Annotated in this window: 24 protein-coding genes; 14 read left to right on the top strand and 10 right to left on the bottom strand. The window is 63.1% G+C overall.

Translation table 11 applies throughout. The features are described 5' to 3' along the window. The 3 genes from ACFDTG_RS12130 to hrcA all read right to left on the bottom strand — a co-directional run. The coding region (locus ACFDTG_RS12130; protein ID WP_375291310.1) for a DUF885 family protein at window positions 1–1,534 on the bottom strand (1,534 nt) is incomplete at its 3' end. A gap of 17 nt (window positions 1,535–1,551) precedes the next feature. Beyond that, window positions 1,552–2,139, bottom strand: coding sequence for a nucleotide exchange factor GrpE (grpE, locus tag ACFDTG_RS12135; RefSeq protein WP_375291311.1), 588 nt, complete (start codon window positions 2,137–2,139; stop codon window positions 1,552–1,554). Between the two features lie 15 nt (window positions 2,140–2,154). Next, window positions 2,155–3,192: a heat-inducible transcriptional repressor HrcA gene (gene hrcA, locus ACFDTG_RS12140; protein WP_375291312.1), complete on the bottom strand. Its 1,038-nt coding sequence runs from the start codon at window positions 3,190–3,192 to the stop codon at window positions 2,155–2,157. Between the two features lie 101 nt (window positions 3,193–3,293). Between hrcA and rph the strand changes: the two genes are divergently transcribed. Further along, entirely contained in the window at window positions 3,294–4,010 is a 717-nt protein-coding gene (rph, locus tag ACFDTG_RS12145; protein WP_375291313.1) for a ribonuclease PH, read from the top strand. Further along, window positions 4,007–4,636, top strand: a complete 630-nt coding sequence (rdgB, locus tag ACFDTG_RS12150) for an RdgB/HAM1 family non-canonical purine NTP pyrophosphatase (RefSeq protein ID WP_375291314.1) — start codon at window positions 4,007–4,009, stop codon at window positions 4,634–4,636. The genes rph and rdgB overlap by 4 nt, the downstream gene beginning before the upstream one ends. On the opposite strand, the gene ACFDTG_RS12155 is transcribed toward rdgB, so the two are convergent. Further along, window positions 4,630–5,145: a CAP domain-containing protein gene (locus ACFDTG_RS12155; protein ID WP_375291315.1), complete on the bottom strand. Its 516-nt coding sequence runs from the start codon at window positions 5,143–5,145 to the stop codon at window positions 4,630–4,632. The two genes, rdgB and ACFDTG_RS12155, sit on opposite strands and share 7 nt — an antisense overlap. 92 nt (window positions 5,146–5,237) lie before the next feature. Between ACFDTG_RS12155 and hemW the strand changes: the two genes are divergently transcribed. Further along, on the top strand, window positions 5,238–6,401 hold the full coding sequence (gene hemW / locus ACFDTG_RS12160; protein WP_375291316.1) for a radical SAM family heme chaperone HemW: 1,164 nt from the start codon (window positions 5,238–5,240) through the stop codon (window positions 6,399–6,401). After that, on the top strand, window positions 6,398–7,291 hold the full coding sequence (locus ACFDTG_RS12165) for a tyrosine recombinase XerC (RefSeq protein ID WP_375291317.1): 894 nt from the start codon (window positions 6,398–6,400) through the stop codon (window positions 7,289–7,291). The genes hemW and ACFDTG_RS12165 overlap by 4 nt, the downstream gene beginning before the upstream one ends. Window positions 7,292–7,296: 5 nt before the next feature. Here the strand turns inward: ACFDTG_RS12165 and ACFDTG_RS12170 are convergent, their stop codons facing one another. From ACFDTG_RS12170 to rsmI, 4 genes are read right to left on the bottom strand one after another with little or no spacing between them, the layout of a single operon-like run. Continuing rightward, window positions 7,297–7,902 (bottom strand): DedA family protein, encoded by a 606-nt coding sequence (locus tag ACFDTG_RS12170; protein WP_375291318.1) that lies wholly within the window; start codon window positions 7,900–7,902, stop codon window positions 7,297–7,299. Between the two features lie 29 nt (window positions 7,903–7,931). After that, on the bottom strand, window positions 7,932–8,900 hold the full coding sequence (gene gshB, locus ACFDTG_RS12175; RefSeq protein ID WP_375291319.1) for a glutathione synthase: 969 nt from the start codon (window positions 8,898–8,900) through the stop codon (window positions 7,932–7,934). A 9-nt stretch (window positions 8,901–8,909) separates the two neighbouring features. Beyond that, a complete protein-coding gene (locus ACFDTG_RS12180; protein ID WP_375291320.1) occupies window positions 8,910–9,260 on the bottom strand; it encodes a YraN family protein in 351 nt (116 codons plus the stop codon). After that, the gene (rsmI, locus tag ACFDTG_RS12185) at window positions 9,257–10,120 is read right to left on the bottom strand and encodes a 16S rRNA (cytidine(1402)-2'-O)-methyltransferase (protein WP_375291321.1); all 864 of its coding nucleotides are present in this window, start codon (window positions 10,118–10,120) and stop codon (window positions 9,257–9,259) included. Before rsmI ends, ACFDTG_RS12180 begins: the two co-directional genes overlap by 4 nt. Window positions 10,121–10,156: 36 nt before the next feature. On the opposite strand from rsmI, the gene ACFDTG_RS12190 reads away from it, so the two are divergent. After that, on the top strand, window positions 10,157–11,299 hold the full coding sequence (locus tag ACFDTG_RS12190) for a penicillin-binding protein activator (RefSeq protein ID WP_375291322.1): 1,143 nt from the start codon (window positions 10,157–10,159) through the stop codon (window positions 11,297–11,299). Between the two features lie 143 nt (window positions 11,300–11,442). On the opposite strand, the gene ACFDTG_RS12195 is transcribed toward ACFDTG_RS12190, so the two are convergent. After that, window positions 11,443–12,024 (bottom strand): PEPxxWA-CTERM sorting domain-containing protein, encoded by a 582-nt coding sequence (locus ACFDTG_RS12195; protein ID WP_375291323.1) that lies wholly within the window; start codon window positions 12,022–12,024, stop codon window positions 11,443–11,445. Between the two features lie 249 nt (window positions 12,025–12,273). Here ACFDTG_RS12195 and parE point away from each other — a divergent pair, with 249 nt between their 5' ends. Genes parE through ACFDTG_RS12215 form a run of 4 tightly spaced genes read left to right on the top strand, consistent with a single transcriptional unit; the run spans window position 12,274 to window position 17,246 of the window. After that, entirely contained in the window at window positions 12,274–14,265 is a 1,992-nt protein-coding gene (gene parE, locus ACFDTG_RS12200; protein ID WP_375291324.1) for a DNA topoisomerase IV subunit B, read from the top strand. Beyond that, on the top strand, window positions 14,258–15,763 hold the full coding sequence (locus tag ACFDTG_RS12205; protein WP_375291325.1) for an ATP-binding protein: 1,506 nt from the start codon (window positions 14,258–14,260) through the stop codon (window positions 15,761–15,763). Before parE ends, ACFDTG_RS12205 begins: the two co-directional genes overlap by 8 nt. Before the next feature lie 2 nt (window positions 15,764–15,765). Then, the gene (locus tag ACFDTG_RS12210) at window positions 15,766–16,206 is read left to right on the top strand and encodes a response regulator (protein WP_375291326.1); all 441 of its coding nucleotides are present in this window, start codon (window positions 15,766–15,768) and stop codon (window positions 16,204–16,206) included. 14 nt (window positions 16,207–16,220) lie between these two features. Beyond that, window positions 16,221–17,246 (top strand): histidine kinase dimerization/phosphoacceptor domain -containing protein, encoded by a 1,026-nt coding sequence (locus ACFDTG_RS12215; protein ID WP_375291333.1) that lies wholly within the window; start codon window positions 16,221–16,223, stop codon window positions 17,244–17,246. Window positions 17,247–17,291: 45 nt separating this feature from the next. On the opposite strand, the gene ACFDTG_RS12220 is transcribed toward ACFDTG_RS12215, so the two are convergent. After that, window positions 17,292–18,518, bottom strand: a complete 1,227-nt coding sequence (locus ACFDTG_RS12220; RefSeq protein ID WP_375291327.1) for an alpha/beta fold hydrolase — start codon at window positions 18,516–18,518, stop codon at window positions 17,292–17,294. A 73-nt stretch (window positions 18,519–18,591) separates the two neighbouring features. Here ACFDTG_RS12220 and ACFDTG_RS12225 point away from each other — a divergent pair, with 73 nt between their 5' ends. From ACFDTG_RS12225 to ACFDTG_RS12245, 5 genes are all read left to right on the top strand, one after another. Further along, complete coding sequence (locus ACFDTG_RS12225; RefSeq protein ID WP_375291328.1) at window positions 18,592–19,116, top strand: RNA polymerase sigma factor; 525 nt, start codon at window positions 18,592–18,594, stop codon at window positions 19,114–19,116. After that, window positions 19,109–19,684, top strand: a complete 576-nt coding sequence (locus ACFDTG_RS12230) for a hypothetical protein (protein ID WP_375291329.1) — start codon at window positions 19,109–19,111, stop codon at window positions 19,682–19,684. The genes ACFDTG_RS12225 and ACFDTG_RS12230 overlap by 8 nt, the downstream gene beginning before the upstream one ends. A gap of 81 nt (window positions 19,685–19,765) precedes the next feature. Continuing rightward, entirely contained in the window at window positions 19,766–20,614 is an 849-nt protein-coding gene (locus ACFDTG_RS12235; RefSeq protein WP_375291330.1) for an AAA family ATPase, read from the top strand. A 99-nt stretch (window positions 20,615–20,713) separates the two neighbouring features. Continuing rightward, window positions 20,714–22,042, top strand: a complete 1,329-nt coding sequence (locus ACFDTG_RS12240) for a TrkH family potassium uptake protein (RefSeq protein WP_375291331.1) — start codon at window positions 20,714–20,716, stop codon at window positions 22,040–22,042. Further along, window positions 22,032–22,691, top strand: coding sequence for a potassium channel family protein (locus ACFDTG_RS12245; RefSeq protein ID WP_375291332.1), 660 nt, complete (start codon window positions 22,032–22,034; stop codon window positions 22,689–22,691). Before ACFDTG_RS12240 ends, ACFDTG_RS12245 begins: the two co-directional genes overlap by 11 nt. Window positions 22,692–23,076: the final 385 nt, after the last annotated feature.

Consider the following 23,076-nt stretch of genomic DNA (forward strand, 5'->3'; position numbering starts at 1 on the left):
TATAGCGATCGACCTCGGTCTCGACTTCGCGCTGCGACAGAGCAGTGCGCTGGGCGAGGTAATCGATCGCCTGCTCGCGGGTCCAAGCATAATGATGGATGCCCGTATCGATCACCAGCCGCGCGGCGCGCCACATTTCGTAGCTCAACTGACCGAAGCGCTCGTAGGGTGTGCGATAAATGCCCATCTCATTGCCGAGATATTCTACATAAAGGCCCCAGCCTTCCCCGAAGCCCGAGAAATAGGTCCGACGCCGGAACCGGGGGGCATCGGGGCGCTCCACGGCAAGGCTCATCTGAAAGCTGTGCCCCGGCGCGCATTCATGCAGCGTAAGCGCCGGGATATTGTAGAGCGGACGGGATGGCAGGTCGTAGGTGTTCATCTGGCAGGCATCGAACCCGCCCCTACCCGCAGTATAGAAGGGTGCGATCGACGGATCGACCGGCCGGATGGTAAAGCGATGTCGGGGCAGGAAACCGAAAAACCTGTCGAGCTGACCGTCCACGCGCTTGGCGACATAGGATGACACGCCCATGAGTTCGTCCGGCGTTCGCGCCACGAACTGGGGATCGCTCCGCAGGAAGGTCACGAATTCGGGAAGAGTGCCGTCAAAGCCCACCTCTTCCTTGATCACCTTCATGGCTTCGGTAATGCGCGCCACTTCGCCCAGACCGATATCGTGGATTTCCTCAGGCCCCAGATCCAGCGTCGTGTATTCGCGGATCTGCTGGCGGTAGTAATCCGCGCCGTTCGGCATTTCATCGGCCGCGAGCGTGGTGCGCGCCTTCGGCAAATATTCGTCCCGATAGAACGCCAGCAACTCGGCGAACGCAGGGGTGACGCTGTCAGCGATCGCTGCTTCGGCGTCCTTTGACAGCCGCGCGGCATCCTCGGCACCTATGCGCGCGGGCATATCGGCGAGCGGTCGCCAAAACGGGCTCTGCCTCGCATCTTCTACCACATAGCTCGCGATAGATGCGTCCCGCCCCGCAAGCGTCACCGCCGGAACCGAGAAACCGCGTGCCAGCCCTGTCCGGGCATTGCCAATCTGCTCATCGAAAAAGCGTGGCAAATCCCGTAGGCGGGAAATGTATCTCTCATACTCCTCGACAGTGTCGAAACCCTGGCTCGGTGCGAGATAGCTCCAGAAATCGCTGTCCGAGTTGAATGGCATCTCCCACTCGCGGAAGGCCGCATCGCCAATCTCGGTTTCCAGAAGGGTCCGCAGGACCGTCGCGTCGGTGCGCGCAGTCTGCGAGAGATCGGCTTTCTCGATGGTCTCGAGTTGCGCCAGCATTCCTTTCGCGTGGCGTGCCCGCGCCTGAAATGCTTCGGGGGTGGCAGACCAGAACTTCGGCCCCTGGTCGGTCGTGCCATCGGCGTTCTCGATCAGCCCGTATTCGGCCAATCGATAATCCTGATAGGCATCCGCCAGTGCTTCCAGCCTTGCGTCCGCTCCCTTATCCTGCGCTGCGAGCGGGCTGGCGAACGCGCAAGCGGCAACCAGCGCGAAGACCGGCCCCACTGTCCGCATCCCTCCCCTCCGCAAGATCAATCGGGCTTCTTCGCGACACCGACCATGGCCGGGCGCAGGAGACGATCCTTGATCATGTAACCGGCCTGCATCTCCTGAACCACCGTACCGGGCTCATGATCGTTGGTCGGAATTTCCATCATCGCCTGGTGCTGGTTCGGGTCCAGTGGCATTCCCGTGGCAGCAATGCGCGTGATACCGTTCTGGCTGAAAACCTTGTCCAGTTCTCGCTGCGTGGCTTCGATACCGGTGATGAAACGCTTCATGCGTTCATCCTCTCGCAGATCCTCCGGGACCGATTCGATGGCCCGGCCAAGATTGTCCGCCACGCTCAAAACATCGCGGGCGAAGCCGGTTGCGGCGTAGTTGCGGGCGTCCTGCACTTCCTTTTCCATGCGGCGCCGCAGGTTCTGCATGTCCGCACGGGCGTAAAGCACGTCCTGCCGGGCGGCATCCAGATCGCCCTTCAGCTTGTCGAGCGCATCGGACAGGCTTTCGCCGCCCTCTTCCGGGTTATCCCCGTCGTCGATCATGTCGGCCGGAACACCGTCCAGTTCCTTGGCGACGGCGTCGTCCTGCTGCGATTCCTTCGTGTCTTCGATCACGTGCGAAAATCCACCTTATCCTAATCGTTTGCCCAGCTGTCGGGCCGTGAAATCCACCATGGGCACGACTCGCGCGTAATTCAACCGCGTGGGACCGATGACGCCCAGAACGCCCACGACACGACCTTCCCGGTCGCGATAGGGCGAGGCGATGACCGACGATCCCGATAAGGAGAAAAGGCGGTTCTCGCTGCCGATGAAAATCCGCATCGCATCGGCCTCGCGCGTGCGCTCCAGCAGGCTTGCCAGCGCACGGCGATTCTCGAGCTCATCGAGCAACGAGCGCACCCGTTCGATGTCGCCCAATGCATTGGCGTCGAGAAGATTCGACTGACCGCGCACAATGAAAACGGGCCGTTCGGCCGCATCTTCGCTCCATATCGCCAGACCTCGGCTGACCAGATCGGCGCTGGCCGCGTCGAGAGCGGTTCGCCCGCTCGCAATCTCCGCGGCGACAGCGCTGGCGGCTTCGCCCAGCGTCTTGCCGGCGAAGCGATCCTGAAGATAATTCGTTGCCTGGTCCAGAGAGACATCGTCCGGAGCCGTCTCGAAAAGCCGGTTTTCAACCGCGCCATCTTCGCCCACCAGCACCGCCAGCGCCCGGCCCGGAGCAAGCCGCATGAGCCGCACCTGCGCAAGGCGCGGCTCGCGCTTCGGCACCATGACCACGCCCGCCGCGCCGGACAGGTCCGACAACAGGGTGCTCGTCTTCTCGAGAGCCTGCTCGATCGGCCCGAAATCATTCAGCCGCTGCTCGATCGCGGTGCGTTCGTGCTCGCTCGGCTCGCCCACCTGCATCATCGCATCCACGAACAGCCGCAAACCGCTTTCGGTCGGCATCCGGCCTGCGCTGGTATGCGGCGCGGCCAGCAAGCCCAGACCTTCCAGTTCGGCGAGCACCGAGCGGATCGAGGCAGGGGAAAGATTTACCCCGCCTTCGCCTGAAAGTGCCTTGGAACCGACCGGCTGACCGCTATCAAGATATCCCTCCACTACCCGCCGGAAAATCTCGCGGGCGCGATCGGTCAGGTCGGGGAGCGGTGTGGGAGCCATGGGATTTATGTAGCCGATGCCCTTGCGGCCTCAAGCCCCTTGGCGCACAGGCAGGGCGACGCAGGGCGCTTTCATGCGGCCCGACAATCCAGGAGTATACAATGAGACCTTCCGGCCGCGCACCCGACGAGATGCGCGCTATCTCCATCGAGACCGGGTTCACGCGCCATGCGGAGGGATCCTGCCTGATTTCTTTCGGCGACACCCGCGTGCTTTGCACTGCTAGCGTCGAAGATCGCATTCCGCCATGGCTGCGCGGAAAGGGAGAAGGCTGGGTTACGGGTGAATATTCGATGCTCCCCCGCGCAACGCATACCCGCGGCGATCGTGAAGCGGCGCGCGGCAAGCAGTCGGGTCGAACCCAGGAAATTCAGCGATTGATCGGGCGCAGCCTGCGCGCCGTCGTGGATCTCAAGAAGCTGGGCGAGCGCCAGATCGTGCTCGATTGTGACGTGATTCAGGCCGACGGGGGAACCCGCACTGCGTCCATTTCCGGCGCATGGGTGGCGTTGCGGCTCGCGGTCGACGGGCTGATGAAGTCGGGTGCCATCAAGGATGATCCGATTACCGCCAAGGTCGCGGCGATTTCCTGTGGGATCTACAAGGGCACACCGGTGCTCGACCTGGACTATCCAGAAGATTCGAACGCCGAGGCCGATGCCAATTTCGTCCTGATCGAAGGGGGCAAGATCGCCGAGGCTCAAGCCACCGCCGAAGGTGCTCCCTATGACGAGGAAGCCCTGCTTCGTCTGCTGCGTCTGGCGCGGATGGGCTGCGACCGGATATTCGAAGCGCAAGGCGCGGCGGTGCGGGGATGACACGACGCCTCGGTTCGGGTTCGCTGGTGATTGCCACGCATAATGCGGGCAAGCTGAAAGAGATTTCGGCCCTGCTCGAGCCGCATGGCGTTCGCTGCATCAGCGCGTCGTCGCTGGGGCTGCCCGAACCGGCCGAAACGGGCACGACCTTTGTTGAAAACGCGCTGATCAAGGCGCGGGCGGCGGCGGAAGGCTCGGGGATGGCGGCCTTGGCCGACGACAGCGGCATCTCCGTCGATGCGCTGGGCGGGCGCCCGGGTGTCTACACCGCCGACTGGGCGGAACGGCAGTGGTTCGAAGGGCGGCCCGGACGCGATTGGTTTATGGCAATGGGCAAGGTCGAAGGGCTGCTGCAGGGCATGGGCAAGGACGTTCCGCGCTCTTGCGCCTTTCACTGCGTTCTGGCGCTCGCCTGGCCTGACGGAGAGTACGCGGTCTACGAAGGCCGCGCACCGGGCTCGCTCACCTGGCCGCCGCGCGGAACCATGGGTTTCGGGTATGATTCGGTGTTCGTGCCCGAAGGATCGGACCGGACCTTCGCCGAGCTGGACCCCGAAGAAAAGCACCGCATCAGCCACCGCGCCGATGCCTTTGCCAAGCTGGTTTCCGAACAATTCGGTCAGTAGGGAGTTCTGCCGAAGACATTGCCGGCAGGATAGTAACGGCACACCAGCACATCCATTCCGTTGCCGCTGTCGATCGCGCAACCCACTTCGCGCGTCTCGCGCCAGATGATCTGCGAATAATGCCCGACGTCGGTCCAGTTACCGGTCAGCGAAACGTCGGGAAATGCGGCTTCGCGGAAATAGCGGCGTTCTTCAAGAAACATTTCCACCATGCCCGCAACGTCCCATGCACCGGCGGTACCCATCCAGAGGTTTTCGCCATGGCCTTTCCGATCCGAAGGCGTGGCATGCTGAAGCGCGCCGCGCTTGAGAAGTTGGCTCGCCCAACCCTGAGCGTCCCTCGCCAGTTGCGAATTCCAGGTCAGCGCGGGGAGGCCGAGGCTCTGCCTTTCGGAGTTGTGGAGGGCAAGCAGGCGTTCCTGAGGGCTCGCTTCCGGTTGCGTGTGCGGAATTTCGGCAAAGCCGCTCGTATCGACTGGATCGGCCTTTGCCGTTACAGCGGCACCCATGCTGAAAAGCAGCAAGAAGGCACGACTTGTGCCGTAGAATCTGCGTATCAAACCCACGCAAGCCAAAATGCCAATCAGGTAGTGAATTTTCGATGAGCGCCCAGCACCGGATTGCCCTCTATTTTCATTGGCCTTTCTGTCTGGCAAAATGCCCCTACTGCGATTTCAACAGCCATGTGCGGGACGGGATCGACACGGCTGCGTGGCGCAGCGCGCTGTTGCAGGATCTGACCCACGAGGCCGCATTGTTGCCGAATGCCGAGGTGGGAAGCGTGTTTTTCGGGGGCGGCACGCCGAGCCTGATGCCTCCGGGGCTGGTGGCGGAGCTGATCGATGCGGTGGGCGACCATTGGCCCGTCGCTCCGAACTGCGAAATCACGCTCGAGGCCAATCCCTCGTCAGTCGAGGCCGCGAAGTTCGAATCCCTGGCGCTGGCCGGGGTGAACCGAGTCTCGCTGGGCGTTCAGTCGTTCGACAATGCCGTGCTGCGCATGCTCGGCCGGCTGCACGATTCCGCCGAGGCCATTGCGGCGCTGGAGATCGCGCAGCGCAGCTTCTCGCGCGTTTCCTTCGATCTTATCTACGCCCGCCCCGGCCAATCGCCATCGGATTGGCAGACGGAACTCGATCACGCGCTGTCGTTCGGAACGGAACATCTGTCGCTGTATCAGCTCACGATCGAGCCGGGTACGCGCTTCGCCACGGACGTTCGGCGCGGCGAGCTTATACCTTTGGACGACGATGCCGCGGCGGATATGTTCTCGCTGACCCGCGATATCACCAGCAGTGCCGGCCTGCCCGCATATGAAATCAGCAATCACGCCCGCCCCGGCTGCGAGAGCCGCCATAACCTCACCTATTGGCGCTACGGCGACTACGTTGGCGTGGGACCGGGGGCGCATGGGAGGCGGGCCGGTTTGGCGACCGAGCGCCACCGGAAGCCGGAAAACTATCTCGCGGCAATAGCTAAGCAGGGAAGTGGTCTGAGCGTGGAACGCGCCCTGCCCGCTCGCGAACAGGCGGAAGAGGCATTGATGATGGGTCTTCGACTGGCCGAGGGCATCGATCTTGCGGCGTTGTCCGATCGGTTCGCGATCCCCGCAGACCATCTGGTCGACATGCGCAAGCTGGCGATTCACCAGGAAAACGGGCTTTTCGAGAGGGCGGGCAGCAGGATCGCCGTAACCGATCGCGGGATGCCGGTGCTCGATGCCCTGCTGGGGGAAATCATCGCGAGCGAGCGCTTGCCCGCGTGACCAAGGCCGATTTCCTGGAACAATGGCACGCGCATCTGCTCGACGGGCGCAGGCGCTCGCCGCATACCGTGCGCGCCTATGTCGCAGCGGCGGCGCGATTGCTCGACCGATACGAACCGTGCAGCTGGCGCGAGGTGAGCCGGATCGACGCCAAAAACCTTCGCAGCCATCTGGCGGCACGGCGATCCGATGGTCTTTCGAACACCTCGACCGCTCGCGAACTTTCCGCGCTCAAGGGCTTCATCGGATTTGCCGGCAAGCAATGCGGAATGGAAGGCGCCACTGCGCCACGCATGCGCGGCCCCCGCGTCAAGAAGGGCATTCCCCGCCCGGTAACCCCGGACGAGGCGATGGCGCTGGCCGATGAAGTCGCTGAGCCGACATCCTGGACGGGCATAAGGGATCGCGCCGTTCTCTTCCTTCTCTACGGTTCGGGTCTGCGCATATCGGAGGCTCTGTCGCTGACCGGCCACGAGTTCCCCCTTGGCGCGGTATTGCGGGTAACCGGCAAGGGCGGCAAACAGCGGGTTGTCCCCATCCTTCCGGTGGTTAGCGAGGCCGTAGAAGCTTACGTCGCGGCGTGTCCCTATCCGCTGACCCAGGATGGGCCGCTTTTTCGCGGGGAGCGCGGGGGCGCTCTTTCACAGGGGATGGTGCAGAAGGCGGTGGCACGGGCTCGCAAAATGGTCGGTCTGCCCGATACGGCCACTCCCCACGCGCTACGGCACAGCTTCGCGACTCATCTGCTGGGCGAAGGCGCGGACCTGCGCAGTCTTCAGGAATTGCTCGGTCACGCGAGCCTCGCTTCGACGCAGATCTACACCAAGGTGGATGCGGCAAAGCTCCTGGAGACATTTCGCATGGCGCACCCCAGAGAGCGCAGAGATTAATGCGATCAGCGCTGGGCTCGCGGCTTCCAGGTCGCCAGCCTCCAGAGATATCCCAGCACTCCGACGACAAGAATGCCGATCAGAAGCCAGGACACGATATTGCTGTCGGCGCCGAAAGTGTCCGCAAGCCAGTGGGTTCCCGCGATCAATAGAGCATTCCATGCGGCGGCGCCGATCGCGGTAAAGACCATGAATTTCCAGAGCTTCATATGAGCAAGCCCGGCGGGCAGGCTGATCATCGTGCGCATGAACGGCGTAGCTCTCAAGACCAGAACCACCCAGTGGCCGTGCTTGCGGAAGAAGACGGACGCCTTTTCAACATCTTCCCACTCCACGGTAAGCCACCGTCCCCAGCGTTCGATGAAGGGCTTGGTCCGCTCATATCCCAGCTTCTGCCCGATGCGGAACCAGAAGTAATTGCCGACCAGCGTCCCCATTGTGGCCGCGATCAGGACGGGCCAGAAGGACAGCGTTCCCTGCCTTATCGCGAGGGTGGACGCGCCCATGATCGCTTCGGACGGCATGGGCGGAAAGACATTTTCCAGCATCATCAGAACGCCGATGCCAAGCAGGCCGAGCTTGGCTACGAGTGAAGCGATAAAGGCATCCATTCCCCCGCAACGCGCGACACCCGCTTTTGTTACATCGCGGCGTGGCGCCGTTCGATCGCGTCCCACAGAGCGGCGGGGGTGTCGGTGCCGTTGAACCGGTCGATCGCCATGATGCCGGTGGGGCTGGTGACGTTGATCTCGGTGAGCCATTTGCCGCCGATCACGTCGATGCCCACGAAGACCAGGCCCCGACGCTTGAGTTCCGGCCCCATCGCTGCGCAGATTTCTTCCTCCCGCGCGGTAAGACCGGCGGCTTCGGCAAATCCGCCCTGAGCCAGATTGGACCGGAATTCGCCCTCCCCCGGCTTTCTGTTGATGGCCCCGGCGAATTCGCCGTCGACCAGCACGATGCGTTTATCGCCCTCGGCCACTTCCGGAAGGAAGGGTTGGACCATATGCGGTTCGGGCCAGGTTTGGTTGAAGACCTCGAACAGTGCGGACAGGTTCGTTCCGTCCGCGTCGAGCTTGAAGATGGCCTTGCCGCCATTGCCGTGAAGCGGCTTCACGACCACCGCGCCATGCTTTTCCTGGAATGCCCTGACATCCTCGAGACGGCGCGCGATCATGGTGGGGGGCATGTACCGTGCGTAATCGAGCACGAACATCTTCTCCGGGGCGTTCACGACCTCGCGTGGGTCGTTGACCACAAGAGTGGTGCCCTTCAGCCGATCAAGCAGGAAGGCGGCGCTGATGTAGCCGAGATCGAATGGCGGGTCCTGCCGCATCAGGACAGCGTCGATGTCGCGGGCAAGATCGATGCGGCGGCGCTCCCCGGCGGAGAAATGATCGCCTTCCACGCGCTGGACACGCACCGGCGCGGCGTGAGCGGTTATGCGGCCACCGGGCGAACCGTCGCTTTCCCACGCAAGACTGCCGACGTCGTAATGAAACACGCTGTGCCCACGCGCCTGCGCGGCTTCCATCAGGGCAAAGGAGGAATCCCCGGCGATCTTGATGGTTTCAAGAGGATCCATCTGTACGGCGATGCGCAAGCTCATGCTAACTCCCTAGGGCATCCAGGCATTGGCGATGTGGCGAGGGAGCGTGCCGGGCGCAAGGAGGATCACGTCGATGCGGATGTCCTCGCCATCTTGCGCATACTCATGGGCCACGCATTCGACAGCAGCGGCGACACGCGCCAGACGTCGCTCGTCGATCGCCAGGTACAGATCTGACCTGTTCCTTCGCCATTTCACTTCGACGAAGGCGACGATGGCGCCGCGCTTGACCACCAGGTCGATTTCCCCGCGCGGCGTTTTCACCCTGCTCGCCAGCACCGACCAGCCCTTGGCCCGCAGCCACAGAGCTGCCCTGCGCTCACCTTCGCGACCGCTTCGTTCGGCCAGTTGTCGCTTCACTCGCGCTGCAACTCCATCGCGCGGGCGTAGAGCGCGCGCCGCTCGAGGCCGGTGGCCTTCGCTACATGCGCGGCGGCCTGGGAGGGTTTCATCGCCTCCAGCGCCGTGCGCAACAAAGCGTCGGGATCGATCTCCTCGTGACCGTGATCCTCCGGCGGTCCGATAAGCAACACGATCTCCCCCTTGGGAGGATGCGATTCGTACCAGGCGATGAGGCCTGCCGACAGGCCACGCCGACATTCCTCGTGCAGCTTGGTCAACTCCCGGGCCACCACAATCTCACGATAACGCATGATCTCCCCGATGGCGGCCAGCGACTTGAGCAGGCGCGGCGCCGTTTCGTAGAACACGAGGGTGGCCTCGATACCTGCAAGCGCCTCCAACGTGTCGCGACGAGCCTTGTCCTTGGCGGGCAGAAACCCGGCGAACAGGAAGCGGTCGTTGGGCAGACCCGATAGCGCGAGACCGGCTATCACGGCGCTGGGACCCGGGATGACCGTGACCGCTATCCCCTCCCCGCGCGCCGCGTTGACCAGGCGAAAGCCCGGATCGGCTACCAGCGGCATGCCGGCATCGCTGACGAGCACGACCGCGCGGGTACGCATCGATTCGATCAGCCGCTCCCGATCGCGCTGTTCGGCGTGATCGTCATAGCGCCACATCGGTTTCGAGATGCCGAGATGCTTCAGCAGCTTGCCCGTGACCCGCGTATCCTCACAGGCAACGCCATCGCAGCGGCGCAGCGTCTCGATCGCGCGCAAGGTGATATCACCCAAGTTGCCAATCGGCGTTGCCACGATGTAGAGGCCGGGGGCAAGAGGGCCGTCAGGCGGGGCGTTGTTGCTCACACCGGGCTTCATGGACCAGGGACAAGGGACGCAGCAAGTATGAGGGCAATGGCTATCACCCGCCGGGCTTTGGCCGTGGGCGGTTTATCGATGTTTCTGGGGGCCTGCGCGGTCATACCCAAGGGAGCGCAAACCAGCGGTCCGGTGGAAACCACCCCCACGCCCACGCCTTCGGCCACGGGACTGCCGGCGGATCAGGAGCGCCACAGGGTCGCTCTGCTGGTCCCGACCACGGGCACGAACGGGGCGGTCGGACAATCCATCGCGAATGCCAGCACCATGGCGCTGCTTGACACGAATGCATCCAACCTGCGCATCACCACCTACGACACCGCAGGCGGCGCACGAGCGGCGGCGCAGAAGGCGGTCTCGGACGGCAATGAGATCATCCTCGGCCCGCTGATGGGCGATAATGTGTCACAGGTCCTCTCGGTAGCGCGCCCGGCCAACCTGCCGGTTATCGCCTTTTCCAACGACACTGAGGCGGCTTCCATCGACGCGTTCCTTATGGGTCAGATGCCGGAACAGTCGATCGCGCGGAGCGTGGAATACGCCCGCGACAAGGGATCGCAGAGCTTCGCGATCCTGGCGCCGGAGGGTGAATACGGCGCCCGTGCGGCGGCGGCGCTACGTACTGCGGTGGCGACCCATGGCGGCCGGGTATCCGGATCGGAAACCTATGCGCGGGGCAATACTTCGGTGGTCAGCGCGGCGCGGCGATTGCGCGGGCGCGGGGGCTACGACAGCGTTCTGCTGGCCGACGGACCGCGCCTGGCGGAGCAGGGCGCGGCGGAGTTGCGGGCGCCGGGCATTCAGCTGATCGGCACCGAATTGTGGAGCGGTGACCCCTCGGTCGCGCGCAGCAATGCGTTGTCGGGGGCAATCTTCTCGGCGGTTTCGGATAGCCGGTACAAACGCTTTTCCGACAGCTATTCCGCGCGCTTTGGCGGCGCCCCTTACAGGATATCCACTCTGGGATACGATGCCGTTCTGCTGACGCTCAATATCGCCAGAGACTGGAAGCCCGGGCGCCCCTTCCCGCTCGACAAGCTGCGCGATACGGGCGGATTTCTGGGCCTCGACGGCGCTTTCCGCTTTGGCCGGGATGGTATCGTCGAACGCGCGATGGAGGTCCGCGAAGTGCGCAACGGCAGCGTGACCGTGGTCGATCAGGCCCCCTCACGGTTCTAGTAATGGCCGTGAGGTCGCGATCTTGCGCGGCCTGATTGCTTGCCGTCGCATCTGCTATCGCGCGATCGGGTTGGAGTTTCGACGATAGCAAAAAGCCTCGCCGGACGACCGGCGAGGCTTTCATTTCAGGGCAATGCCTTCGATCAGGCCATCGACACCTGCATGTTCACGCGACGCCGGCTGCGCATGGCTCCGCCGACCGCTCCGAAGCCCAGGATCAGCATCGCCCAGGTCGATGGCTCGGGCACACCTTCGGCCAGTGCCTCATAGGTAAAGGTAATCGTCCCATTATCCCAGACTGCATCCGGCGACAGTCCGTCGGTGAAGCTTTCGTAATATTCCAGCCGCAGGATACCGTCGGAAGCTACGGCGAAGTCCAGATCCAGAGCCACTAGATCCGCAGAACTGACGTAGGTCATCGTACCTGAATCGGTATCTTGAAATCCGGGTGTCAGAAAAACACCGTCGAGGTTGGTGTTTGTAAATGCTAGCCTGGCTTCTGACAGCCAGCTGGGCGAGAGCGCTGTGATCGTGACGTTGTAGGAAACCCCCGTGATCCGCGAATTCGCGCCGATATCGTAGGTGCGGACCGTGTTGCTGGGCGAGCCGAAGGCCGCGTAGCTTTCGGTTCCGGTCACATCGACGACGAGTGTGGCTGCGCTGGCTGCCGTTGGTAAGGCAATGGCGCCGAAAGTAGCCATAGCGCTAAGTGCAAGTCTTTTCATGTGCAAACCCCCTTTGGTTAAATACCCTTTTTGCTTACGAACTCCCCCTATGCGGTCGACTGACTGCCGACTCATGTCAGTTATTGATACCGGTTAACCACGATCTGGCAAGTTCTGCGAAAAATTATTTGATTTTGGGCAATTTACTTGCGCGGCAATGGGGGTTGTCGGTGGTTCGCCCGGCCAAGTGCTATGCAAAAAAAGCTGAGGCATCTTGCCGCGCAACCTGCCCCAACGCATAGCTTGCGAATGTCAGACGATCTTTTCGCCAACACCCCGGCATCAAGCGGCGATTACGATGCCTCCTCCATCGAGGTTCTGGAGGGGCTGGAGCCGGTGCGCCGACGCCCGGGCATGTACATCGGCGGGACGGACGACCGGGCGCTGCACCATCTGGTTGCCGAAGTGCTGGACAATGCGATGGACGAAGCGGTGGCGGGGCATGCCACGCGGATCGAGGTCAGGCTGGATCAAGGCAACCGCATCACCATCGCCGATAACGGGCGCGGGATGCCGGTGGCAGAGCATCCCAAGTTCCCCGGCAAGTCCACGCTGGAGGTGATCCTGGGCACGCTGCATTCGGGCGGCAAATTCTCCGGCAAGGCCTATGCCACCAGCGGTGGCCTGCATGGCGTGGGCGTCAGCGTCGTCAACGCGCTGAGCAGCGAAACCCGCGTGGAAGTGGCCCGCGACCGGCAGCTCTACGCGCAGGAGTTCTCGCGCGGGGAAACGCAGGGCCCGATCCAGGAACTGGGGCCCACCCCCAACCGGCGCGGTACCACGGTCAGCTTTGTCCCCGACACCGAGATATTCGGCGACCGCAAGTTCAGCCCCAAACGGCTGTTCAAGCTGGCCCGGTCCAAGGCCTACCTGTTTGCCGGCGTAGAAATCCGCTGGAAATGCGCTTCGTCCCTCGCTTCGGAAGAGGTCCCCGAAGAGGCGGTGTTCAAGTTTCCCGGCGGCCTCGCCGATCATCTCGCCGAACAGATCGGCACCCGCGAATGTGCCACCGCCCAGCCCTTCGCCGGCAAGCAGGATTTTCCGGACAGCGACGACGGCGTATCTCAGGGCAGCGTGGAATGGGCGATCGCCTGGCCCCTGTGGTCCGAAGGATCGACAAGCTGGTACTGCAACACCGTGCCAACGCCAGATGGCGGCACACACGAGCAGGGGCTGCGCGCCGCGCTCACCAAGGGACTGCGCGCCTTTGGAGAGCTCGTCGGGCAGAAGAAATCAAAGGATATCAGCGCCGACGACATCATGAACGGCGCCGAGGTGATGCTGAGCATCTTCATCCGCGAACCGAGTTTCCAGAGCCAGACCAAGGACCGCCTGACCAGCCCTGAGGCCGCAAGGCTGGTCGAAAATGCGGTGCGCGATCATTTCGACCATTTCCTGTCCGACAACATGGATCGCGGCAAGGCGCTGCTGAGCCAGGTGATGGAGCGGATGGACGAGCGCCTGCGCCGCAAGGCCGAGCGGGAGGTCAAGCGCAAGACCGCGACCAACGCCAAGAAGCTGCGCCTGCCCGGCAAGCTGACCGATTGCAGCGGCGAAGGATCGGGCGAGACCGAGTTATTCATCGTCGAGGGTGACAGCGCGGGCGGCAGCGCCAAGCAGGCGCGCGACCGCAAGACGCAGGCGATTCTTCCGATCCGGGGGAAGATCCTCAACGTCGCCAGCGCGACCGCCGACAAGATCCGCGCCAATGCGGAAATCGCCGACCTGATCCTGGCCCTGGGGTGCGGCACGCGCAAGGACTGCGACCCGGAAAACCTGCGCTACGATCGCATCGTGATCATGACCGACGCCGATGTCGACGGCGCGCATATCGCCACCCTGCTGATGACGTTCTTCTTCCAGGAAATGGCCGAGGTGGTGCGCCAGGGTCATCTCTATCTGGCGCAGCCGCCGCTTTATCGGCTGACGGCGGGGAAGGAGAGCCGCTATGCGCGCGACGAGGCGCACCGCGCCGAGCTGGAGGCGAGCGTGTTCAAGGGAAAGAAGGTGGAGGTTTCCCGCTTCAAAGGTCTCGGCGAAATGAACCCGCAGCAATTGCGCGAGACCACCATGTCACCCGACAGCCGCAGCATGATCCGCATTACGCTGCCGCCCGAGTTCGAACAGCGCGCGATGGTAAAGGAACTGGTCGACCAGCTTATGGGCCGCAATCCCGAACACCGCTTCAACTTCATCCAGAACCGCGCTGGCGAGCTGGACCGGGATCTGATTGATGCCTGAAGGTTTCGCTCGCGCACAGGAGCGCTACGAATCGCGTGGCCGCAAGATCATCGCGGCGCTGGTAGCGCTTGGCGCGCTGATGCTGGTCGTCACGCTGATCGCCGCCGTCCAGACGATGACGTCCGCCCGCGAAGACAACGAACTGGTCGACCATACGCTGGAGGTTCAGAACGATCTGGGCACCCTCAACGGATATGCCGAGCGGATCGAGACCGCCCGGCGCGGCTTCATCATCCAGCCCGACCCCGTCTTCCGTAGCAATCTGGGTACCACCCAGGAAAATTTTGACCGCACTCTGGCCGTGATCGAACGCATGGTGTCGGACAATCCGGAGCAGCTCGAAAACGTCGGTGTTCTGAAAGAACTGAGCGCAGAGCGCCGTGCAATGCTAGCCGCCATGTTCGCCTCGCCCGCCGCCGCCCGCGCGGAATTGCAGGCTGCCGATCTCGATTCCGAACCCGGCACGCTAATCACCCGGCGGATTCGCCAAGTCATCGCCGGCATGAACGATATCGAGGCAAGTCTCCTCATCCAGCGGTCCCGCAACCAGTTCAATTCGCTGCAATCCTTTTATATCACCGCCGGTGGTTCGCTGGCCCTCCTGGTGCTCGTGATGATCGCGGTCATCGTGCTGGTGACCCGCTACAATCGCGATCTCACCGCAGCACAGGCCCGGTTGCAGCGTGCCAACGAAGGACTGGAAGACGCGGTGGAGGCGCGCACGGCCGAACTGACGCGCGCCAATGCGGAAATACAGCGCTTCGCCTATATCGTCAGCCACGATCTGCGATCTCCGCTGGTCAACGTGCTGGGCTTTACCGCGGAAATGGATGCCGCGCGCAAGACGTTGCACGGCTATTTGACGAAGCTCTATGACGATCATCCCGAGCTCAAGAACCAGGATGCCTGGCTAGCGGTGGAAGAAGATCTGCCGGAAGCGCTGGAGTTCATCCGCACATCGACCGAGAAAATGGATCGGCTCATCAATTCGATCCTCGAACTGTCGCGCCAGGGACGTCGAACGCTCAATCCCGAGCAGCTCGACATGACTGCGCTCACCAAGGCGGTTGCCTCCACCATGAAGCAGCGCGCAGACGATGCGGGCGCCACTGTCAGCGTAGACGCGATCCCGCCCCTCGAAAGCGACCGTATCGCGGTGGAGCAGATCCTGTCGAACCTGATAGAGAACGCTCTCAAATATCTCAGCCCCGCCCGCGCGGGCGAGGTTCGGGTCGAAGGGCGCCGGAGCATGGGCAGGGTCGAAATTGCCGTGATCGACAACGGACGCGGTATCGCTCCGGAAGATCACGATCGCATTTTCGATCTGTTCAGGCGTGCCGGTACACAAGACCAGCCTGGCGAAGGTCTGGGGCTGGCAAATGTACGCGCCCTCGCCTATCGCTTGGGAGGCACGGTCAATGTCGAATCGCAGCTTGGCGAGGGCGCGCGATTCACGTTGATTTTGCCGGAACGATTTGTCGCAGCGGAGCCGGCCTGATTATGATGTCTCACAACCCTGTCTCGATCATCATGATCGAGGACGATGAAGGCCATGCCCGCCTGATCGAGAAAAACATCCGGCGCGCCGGGATCAGCAACGACATTACCCACTTCGTCGAGGGGACCAAGGCGCTCGAATATCTGTTCGACGATCCTGCCGGCCCCTGCCATAGCGGACCTGCGCTGGTCCTGCTGGACCTCAACCTGCCGGACATGAGCGGCACGCAGATCCTTGAAAAGATCAAGAGCCACGAATGCCTGCACCGCACGCCCGTGGTGGTGCTGACTACCACGGACGACAAGGTGGAGATCGAGCGCTGCTATGATCTGGGCGCCAACGTCTACATCACCAAGCCGGTGAATTACGAAAGCTTTTCCGATGCCATCCGCCAGCTGGGCTTGTTCCTGTCGGTGATCCAGGTGCCGGAGGCGAACACCTGAACGCGGTCAATCGCATATTATACGTCGACGACGACGCCGGTCTGCGGCGTCTCGTCGAACGGGCGCTGGAAAGGCGTGGCTTCTCGGTGACCACCGCCGCCGGGGCCGATGAAGGCATGGCGCTCTTGAAAGAGGGCGGCTTCCATCTTGTCGCCGTGGACAATCACATGCCCGAGAAGAGCGGGCGTGAAATGCTGGACGAGATCATGGCCCTGCCCGATCCGCCCCCGGTCGTTTTCGTGACCGGTAACGACGATACGTCCATGGCCGTGGACGCGATCCACGCCGGGGCCTCCGATTTCGTGGTCAAGACGGTGGGCGAAAGCTTCTTCGATCTGCTGGCGAGCCGGTTCCGCCAGGCTTTTCTGCGTGATCAGCTTGAACGCGAGAAGCGGCAGGCGGAATCCGATCTCAGGATCGCGAACGAGCGGCTCGAAATGCTCGTGCGCGAGGTTCATCACCGTGTGTCGAACAGCTTGCAGATGGTGCTGAGCTTCGTCGCCATGCAGGCGGGGCAGACTCAGGACGCGGGGGCGCGCGATGCGCTGGAGGCGACGCAGAACCGCATCCAGGCGATCAGCAAGGTTCATCACAGGCTCTACACCCGCGAAGATCTGTCGACCATCGATCTCGACGACTATCTCGGGACACTGGTCGAGGAACTGCGCATGAGCCTCGACAAGGCGGACAGACCGCTCACCATCGAACTTCAGGCCGATCATATCGAGGTGAACCCCGATCAGGCGGTATCGGTGGGGGTCGTGGTCAATGAACTGGTCAGCAACGCGGCGAAATACGCTTTTGCCGACAGTGGCGGGGGCCGGATCCTGATCGAGCTGCGCGAGGCCGGCGATGGCTACACGCTGAGCGTCAGCGACGATGGCAGCGGCTTTGACGCGACGGCGCCTGCAACGGGCAGCGGCATGGGCATGCGGATCGTCAATGCGGTCACCCGCTCGCTCGACAGCCAGCTTGAAAACATTGCCGCCCCGCGCGGCACATCGTTCCGGATGGCAATCCGCCGCAGCCGCGCGGCGTAAGCTTCAACCCCGGCGGGACCACTTTTCCTGGAGGCAGCGGCGGGTCTACCCCGCCCCCTCTTCCGTATGAATATGCAATTCTCCCTCCAGTGTGCGGTGGACGGGGCATTTGTCCGCGATGGCCACGATCTTCGCGCGCTGTTCTTCGGTCAGGTCCGGGCCGGTTAGCGCGATGCTGCGATACAGCGCCTGCACCTTGTCACCCGTTTCCATGGCCTGTTCATGGCAGTCCCCGTCAGGAACGTGATCGCGCTCGTGCCGCACGTCCACGCGGACGTGGTCAAGCGGATAGCCCTTGCGGACCGCGTAGAGCTTCATGGTCATGGCGGTGCAGGTGCCGAGCGCGCTCAGCAGCAGATCGTAGGGGGTGGGGCCCGCATCGTCTCCTCCCACGCTGCGCGGTTCGTCGGCCACGAAGGCATGGCTGCGGGTATGGACCTCCACCCCGAACCTGCCGTTGCCCGAGCCGATGGTGACCCCGTCCTCGGGCAGCGGCCAGTTTTCCCGCAGCGGCATATAACGCTGCGCCCAGTTCGCGATCATCCTCCCGGCAAAATCGGCGTCGGCGGGATCGAGCAGCAAGTGGTCCGCGCCCGCCAGGCTGAGGAAGCTCTTGGGATGTTTGGCCGCCTCGAACAGCCGGCCTGCGTTCTCGATCCCCACGGTTTCATCGGTTGGCGAATGGCACAGCATCACCGGCACGCGCAGGCGCGCCACCTCGGCCAGCAGATCGATGGTCTCGGTCTTTTCCAGGAACTCGCGTGAGAGATTGTAGCGGCGTCCGCCGATTTCGACCTCGCCGGATCCGTCGCGCTCGATGGCGGCGAGGTCGCCGTGGATATTGCCCAGCACATGCGGCACGTCCGCCGGAGCGCCTATGGTCGCGACCGCCGCCGCCTTTCCATGCTCCAGCATCTCCGCCGCCGCCAGCACCGCCGCCCCACCCAGGCTGTGGCCCACCATCAGCACCCCGTCCCCGTAGCTTTCGCACAGGTAACCGACGGCGGCGATCAGATCCTCGATATCGCTGGCAAAGCCCGCGCGGCCGAAATCGCCGCCACTGCCGCCCAGCCCGGAAAAGTCGAACCGCAGCGTCGCGATTCCTTCCCGCGCCAGTGCGCGCGACACTTCCACTGCGGCGCGGCTTTGCTTGGTGCAGGTGAAGCAATGGGCATAGATCGCGCTGCCGCGGACCAGCCCCACGGGCTCTTCCAGCGATCCCGCGAGCGTATAGCCGCGCGCGGTGGGAATGGTGACGGTCTGGGTGGGCATGGCGGCTTCTCCCGCTTAAGCAAAAAAATCGGTCACGCCGTGAGAAATCCCGGCGCGGACGGACTAATGGAGCATGGCAGGACAACAGGACACCCTTTATCGCGAGGCCGGCAAGCAATTTGCCCCTGCCATCGCACGGCTCGCGCGGGCGATGGAGCGCGACTTGGACAGCGCGCGCGAGCTCGAACAGGATATCCATTGCGAACTGTGGCGCAGCCTCGCGCGCTTCGAAGGCAAGTGCGCGCTGAAGACCTGGGTTTATCGGGTCGCGCACAACGTCGCGGCCGAATATCGGCTGCGCGCGTCGCGGCGACCGGCACCCGTCCCACTGGAACAGATCGACGAGCTGCCCGGCCCTGCCGATCCGGAGGCGGACGCGGCCGAAAACCATGCCCTGGCACGCGCCCGCGCTCTGATCAGGGTGCTCCCCACCCTGGACGGGCAAGTGATGTTGCTGTGGCTGGAGGGGGAGACGGGAGCGGATATCGCCGAGGTGACCGGCCTCAGCGCCGATGCCGTCTCCACCCGCGTGCATCGCCTGAAATCGCTTTTGTCCGCCCACTTTACCGATCCTCACAAGGAGACTTCCGATGACTGACGACAAGGGTTTCGATGGCTGGAATGCGATCGCCACCGATGCTGCGTTTGACGATCCCCAGCGGTGCGCGGCGCGTGCCACGCGTTTCGAACGAACGATCCGCCGCCGCAACCTGATCGAATTCGCCGCCGCTGGGCTGATCATCCCTCTGTTTGCCACCGGAGCCATTGCTGCGGGTTACATCGGTATGTGGGGGATGGTAGCAGGCTGTACCATGATCATCGCGGGCACGCTGGCGATCATAGGCTGGCTGTTCAAGGACGGCCTGAACCTGCGCCGAGAACCCGAAGTCAGTTGCCGCGACCACCTGCGTGCGCAGTACGTGCGTCAACGCGATCTTCTGCGCGCGGTGCCGAAGCGCTATCTCGCACCTTTGCTGCCCGGCATGGCCGCCATCTATGCGACGGTCATCGTGGGCGTAGCCCAGACCCGGGGCTGGACGGTCGCCATCCAGGGCGTGTGGGCACCGATGGCGGGAACCGTAGCCTTCTTCGCCTTCGTCGCGTGGCTCAATCTCCGCGCCGCACGCGGGCTAGAGGGGCAGATAGCTTCGCTCGACGCCGCCTGAGCGGGCAACCCTTGCCCAATCGGTTGCCGCCCCCTAACCGATTGCAAACGGAAACCGACAGGACAGGCGACAGGACGAACTATGACCCAGCGTTTCGAAGGCACCAGCAGCTATGTGGCGACCGAGGATCTGAAGGTGGCGGTCAACGCCGCGGTCACCTTGCGCCGGCCTCTGCTGGTCAAGGGGGAGCCGGGCACCGGCAAGACCGTGCTGGCCGCCGAAGTCGCCGAAGCGATGGGCGCCCCGCTGATCGAATGGAACGTGAAGTCCACGACCAAGGCGCATCAGGGCCTGTATGAATACGATGCCGTGGCCCGCCTGCGCGACGGCCAGCTGGGCGACGAACGCGTCCATGACATTTCCAACTACATCAAGAAGGGCAAGCTGTGGGAGGCCTTTACCAGCCCCGAGCTTCCCGTGCTGCTGATCGACGAGATCGACAAGGCGGACATCGAATTCCCCAACGATCTGCTGACCGAGCTCGATCGCATGCAGTTCGACGTTTACGAAACGCACGAGACCATCGCGGCGAAGGAACGCCCGATCGTCATCATCACCTCCAACAACGAGAAGGAACTGCCGGACGCCTTCCTGCGCCGGTGCTTCTTCCACTACATCAAGTTTCCCGATCGCGAGACCATGCAGGCGATCATCGATGTCCACTTCCCCGGCATCCAGAAGCAGCTGGTGAAGAAGGCGATGGACGTCTTCTACGAAATCCGCGAGGTGCCCGGGCTCAAGAAGAAGCCCAGCACCAGCGAATTGCTCGACTGGCTGAAGCTGCTGCTGAACGAGGACATGCCGGTGGAAGTCCTGCAGGACCAGAACCCGCACAGCGCGATTCCCCCCTTGCACGGGGCGCTGCTCAAGAACGAACAGGACGTGATGCTGTTCGAACGCCTCGCCTTCATGTCGCGCCGCCAGAGCTGAGGCTGGGTCCCTAGCTAGCCACGGACTTTGGGAGCCTCGTGCCCCCAAGGCGCGCGTTCCCGCTTTACCGATCATGAGCCTGCGAGCATGGGCCGATCCATGTTCGCATCGCGCGATCCGATTCGCCTTATACCTCTGCTTTTCCTGGCCCTGATACTGGTCGGAACCATCGTGCTCAGTCTGCCGATCGCCACGGCGGACGGTTCGCGCGCACCGCTGCTCGTTGCCTTTTTCACCTCGACCTCGGCAGTGGCCGTGACGGGGCTCATCGTGGTGGACACCCCGGTCTACTGGTCGCGCTTCGGAGAGGCGACGATCATGATCCTGTTTCAGATCGGCGGCTTCGGCATCATGACGGCGGCAACCCTCTTCGGCCTCATGGCAGGACGAGGGTTCGGACTACGCGACCGGATGGCGACGCAGGTGGAACGCAGCCTGCTGGACACCGGAAACGCGGCGTCGGTCCTGAAACTCATCCTGTCAATTACCGTCGCCATGGAGGCGGCCGTGGCACTGGTGCTCGCGATCCGTTTTGCCGCCGGATACGATATGAGCGCTGCCGAAGCCGCGTGGCATGGGCTGTTTCATTCGATCAGCGCCTTCAACAACGCCGGCTTCTCCAGCTTTTCCGACAGCGTCATGAGCTTTCAGGTGGATCCCGTCATTCTCGTTCCGATCATGGTGTCCGTGATCGTGTCGGCCCTTGGTTTTCCCGTCATGCAGGATATCCGGCAACACCGCCTGCGCTGGAGGCGATGGTCGCTTCACACGAAGATCACCATTTCAGGCACGGCTGCCCTGCTGGCCGTCGGCTTCTTCTCCATTCTGGCGATGGAGTGGAGCAATCCCGATACGCTCGCGCCGATGGGCGTTGGCGCGAAGCTGCTGAATGCCGGTTTCCATTCCGTCATGCCGCGGACGGCGGGATTCAATAGCCTCGACGTCGGTGCCTTTCATGACGAGACACTGATGATGAATTACCTGCTGATGTTCGTGGGCGGCGGCAGCGCGGGCACGGCGGGCGGCATCAAGATCACGACCTTTCTCGTGCTGTTCGCCATCGTCTTGTCCGAGGTGCTTGGCCGCCGCGATGCCGGGCTGTTCCAGCGACGCTTCGGCCGGGCGATCGAGCGGCAGGCCTTGTCGGTGGCAGTGCTTGCGGCGGCGCTGGTCTTCGCCGCGACGACCTATATCGCCTCGATATCCGACATTCCCCTCGGCGATATCCTGTTCGAATGCATTTCCGCCTTCAGCACGGTGGGTCTGTCGACCGGGATTACGGCCAATCTGCCGCCATCGGCGCTCGTCGTGCTGTGCATTCTCATGTTTATCGGCCGCGTTGGAACCATAACGGTCGCGACCGCGCTCGCGCTGGGCAACCGCGAGCGGCCCTATCGCTATCCCGAGGAGAACCCGATTGTCGGATAAAAATCGCAAGCCAGTGCTCGTCGTCGGGCTGGGCCGCTTCGGCGGCGCGGTGGCGCAAACGCTCGAACGCATGGGTCACGAAGTTCTGGGCGCGGATGTCGATGAGCGCCTGGTCCACGATTTCGCAAGTGAACTAACACGGACGGTGGAGGCCGACTGTACGGCCATGGCCACGCTGGAAAAACTGGGGGTGGCCGATTTCGACGCCGCCGTGGTCGCGATCGGAACCGATATCGAAGCCAGTGTGCTGACCGTGCTGGCCCTGTCCGATCTTGGCCTGGCGAACATCTGGGCAAAGGCCACGAATGAGAAGCATGCTCGCATTCTCGAACGGACCGGGGCGCAGCACGTCGTGTTTCCCGAACAGCGCATGGGGGAGCGCGTCGCGCATCTGCTCAACGAACGCCTGCTCGATTTTATCGGTTTCGGGGATGAATTCGCTATCGCCAGGCTCAAGGCCCCCGAACCGATCGTGGGCTTGCCGCTGGTCACCAGCCAGTGCCGCAAGAAGTACGAGGTCACGGTCGTGGGGGTGAAACGCGAAGGCGAAAACTTCATTCACGCGATCCCGGACACCATTATTTTCCCCGACGACGAACTGGTGGTGTCAGGCAGGATCGCCGATATCGAACGCTTTTCGGCTATATGATCGAAGGCCCGGTTTTTGCGTCCCAAATAGGACCCGCCGGGCGCCAGTCCTACATCTCCCAACCTTGACAAAAAGAACCATATAGGTTACACGTCCGCCCCTGTCTTCCGCTCTGCGCGGGGGGCAGACGGAAGGTCGGGAAGCGCGAAGCTGGCACTTTCACCCATCCCTCGGCGGGTCGCAAGGCTCGTCGGCGCGGCCGGAGCAAGGCACGGCGCTCGAACAGTTCGGAAGCGGTTCACACCCCTGCCCGGACCAAGAGGCCCGGACCTCCGCCAACCGGCTTGCGGCACATGGCCGAAGGCTACTCGCACAAGAGCCACAGGAGCATCGGCCGATGCGTCCCAGGCCAGGCGGCGAGGATCGCGGCAGGGTCCCGCTTCAT

Source organism: Qipengyuania sp. (assembly GCF_042095715.1).
Lineage (GTDB): Bacteria > Pseudomonadota > Alphaproteobacteria > Sphingomonadales > Sphingomonadaceae > Qipengyuania.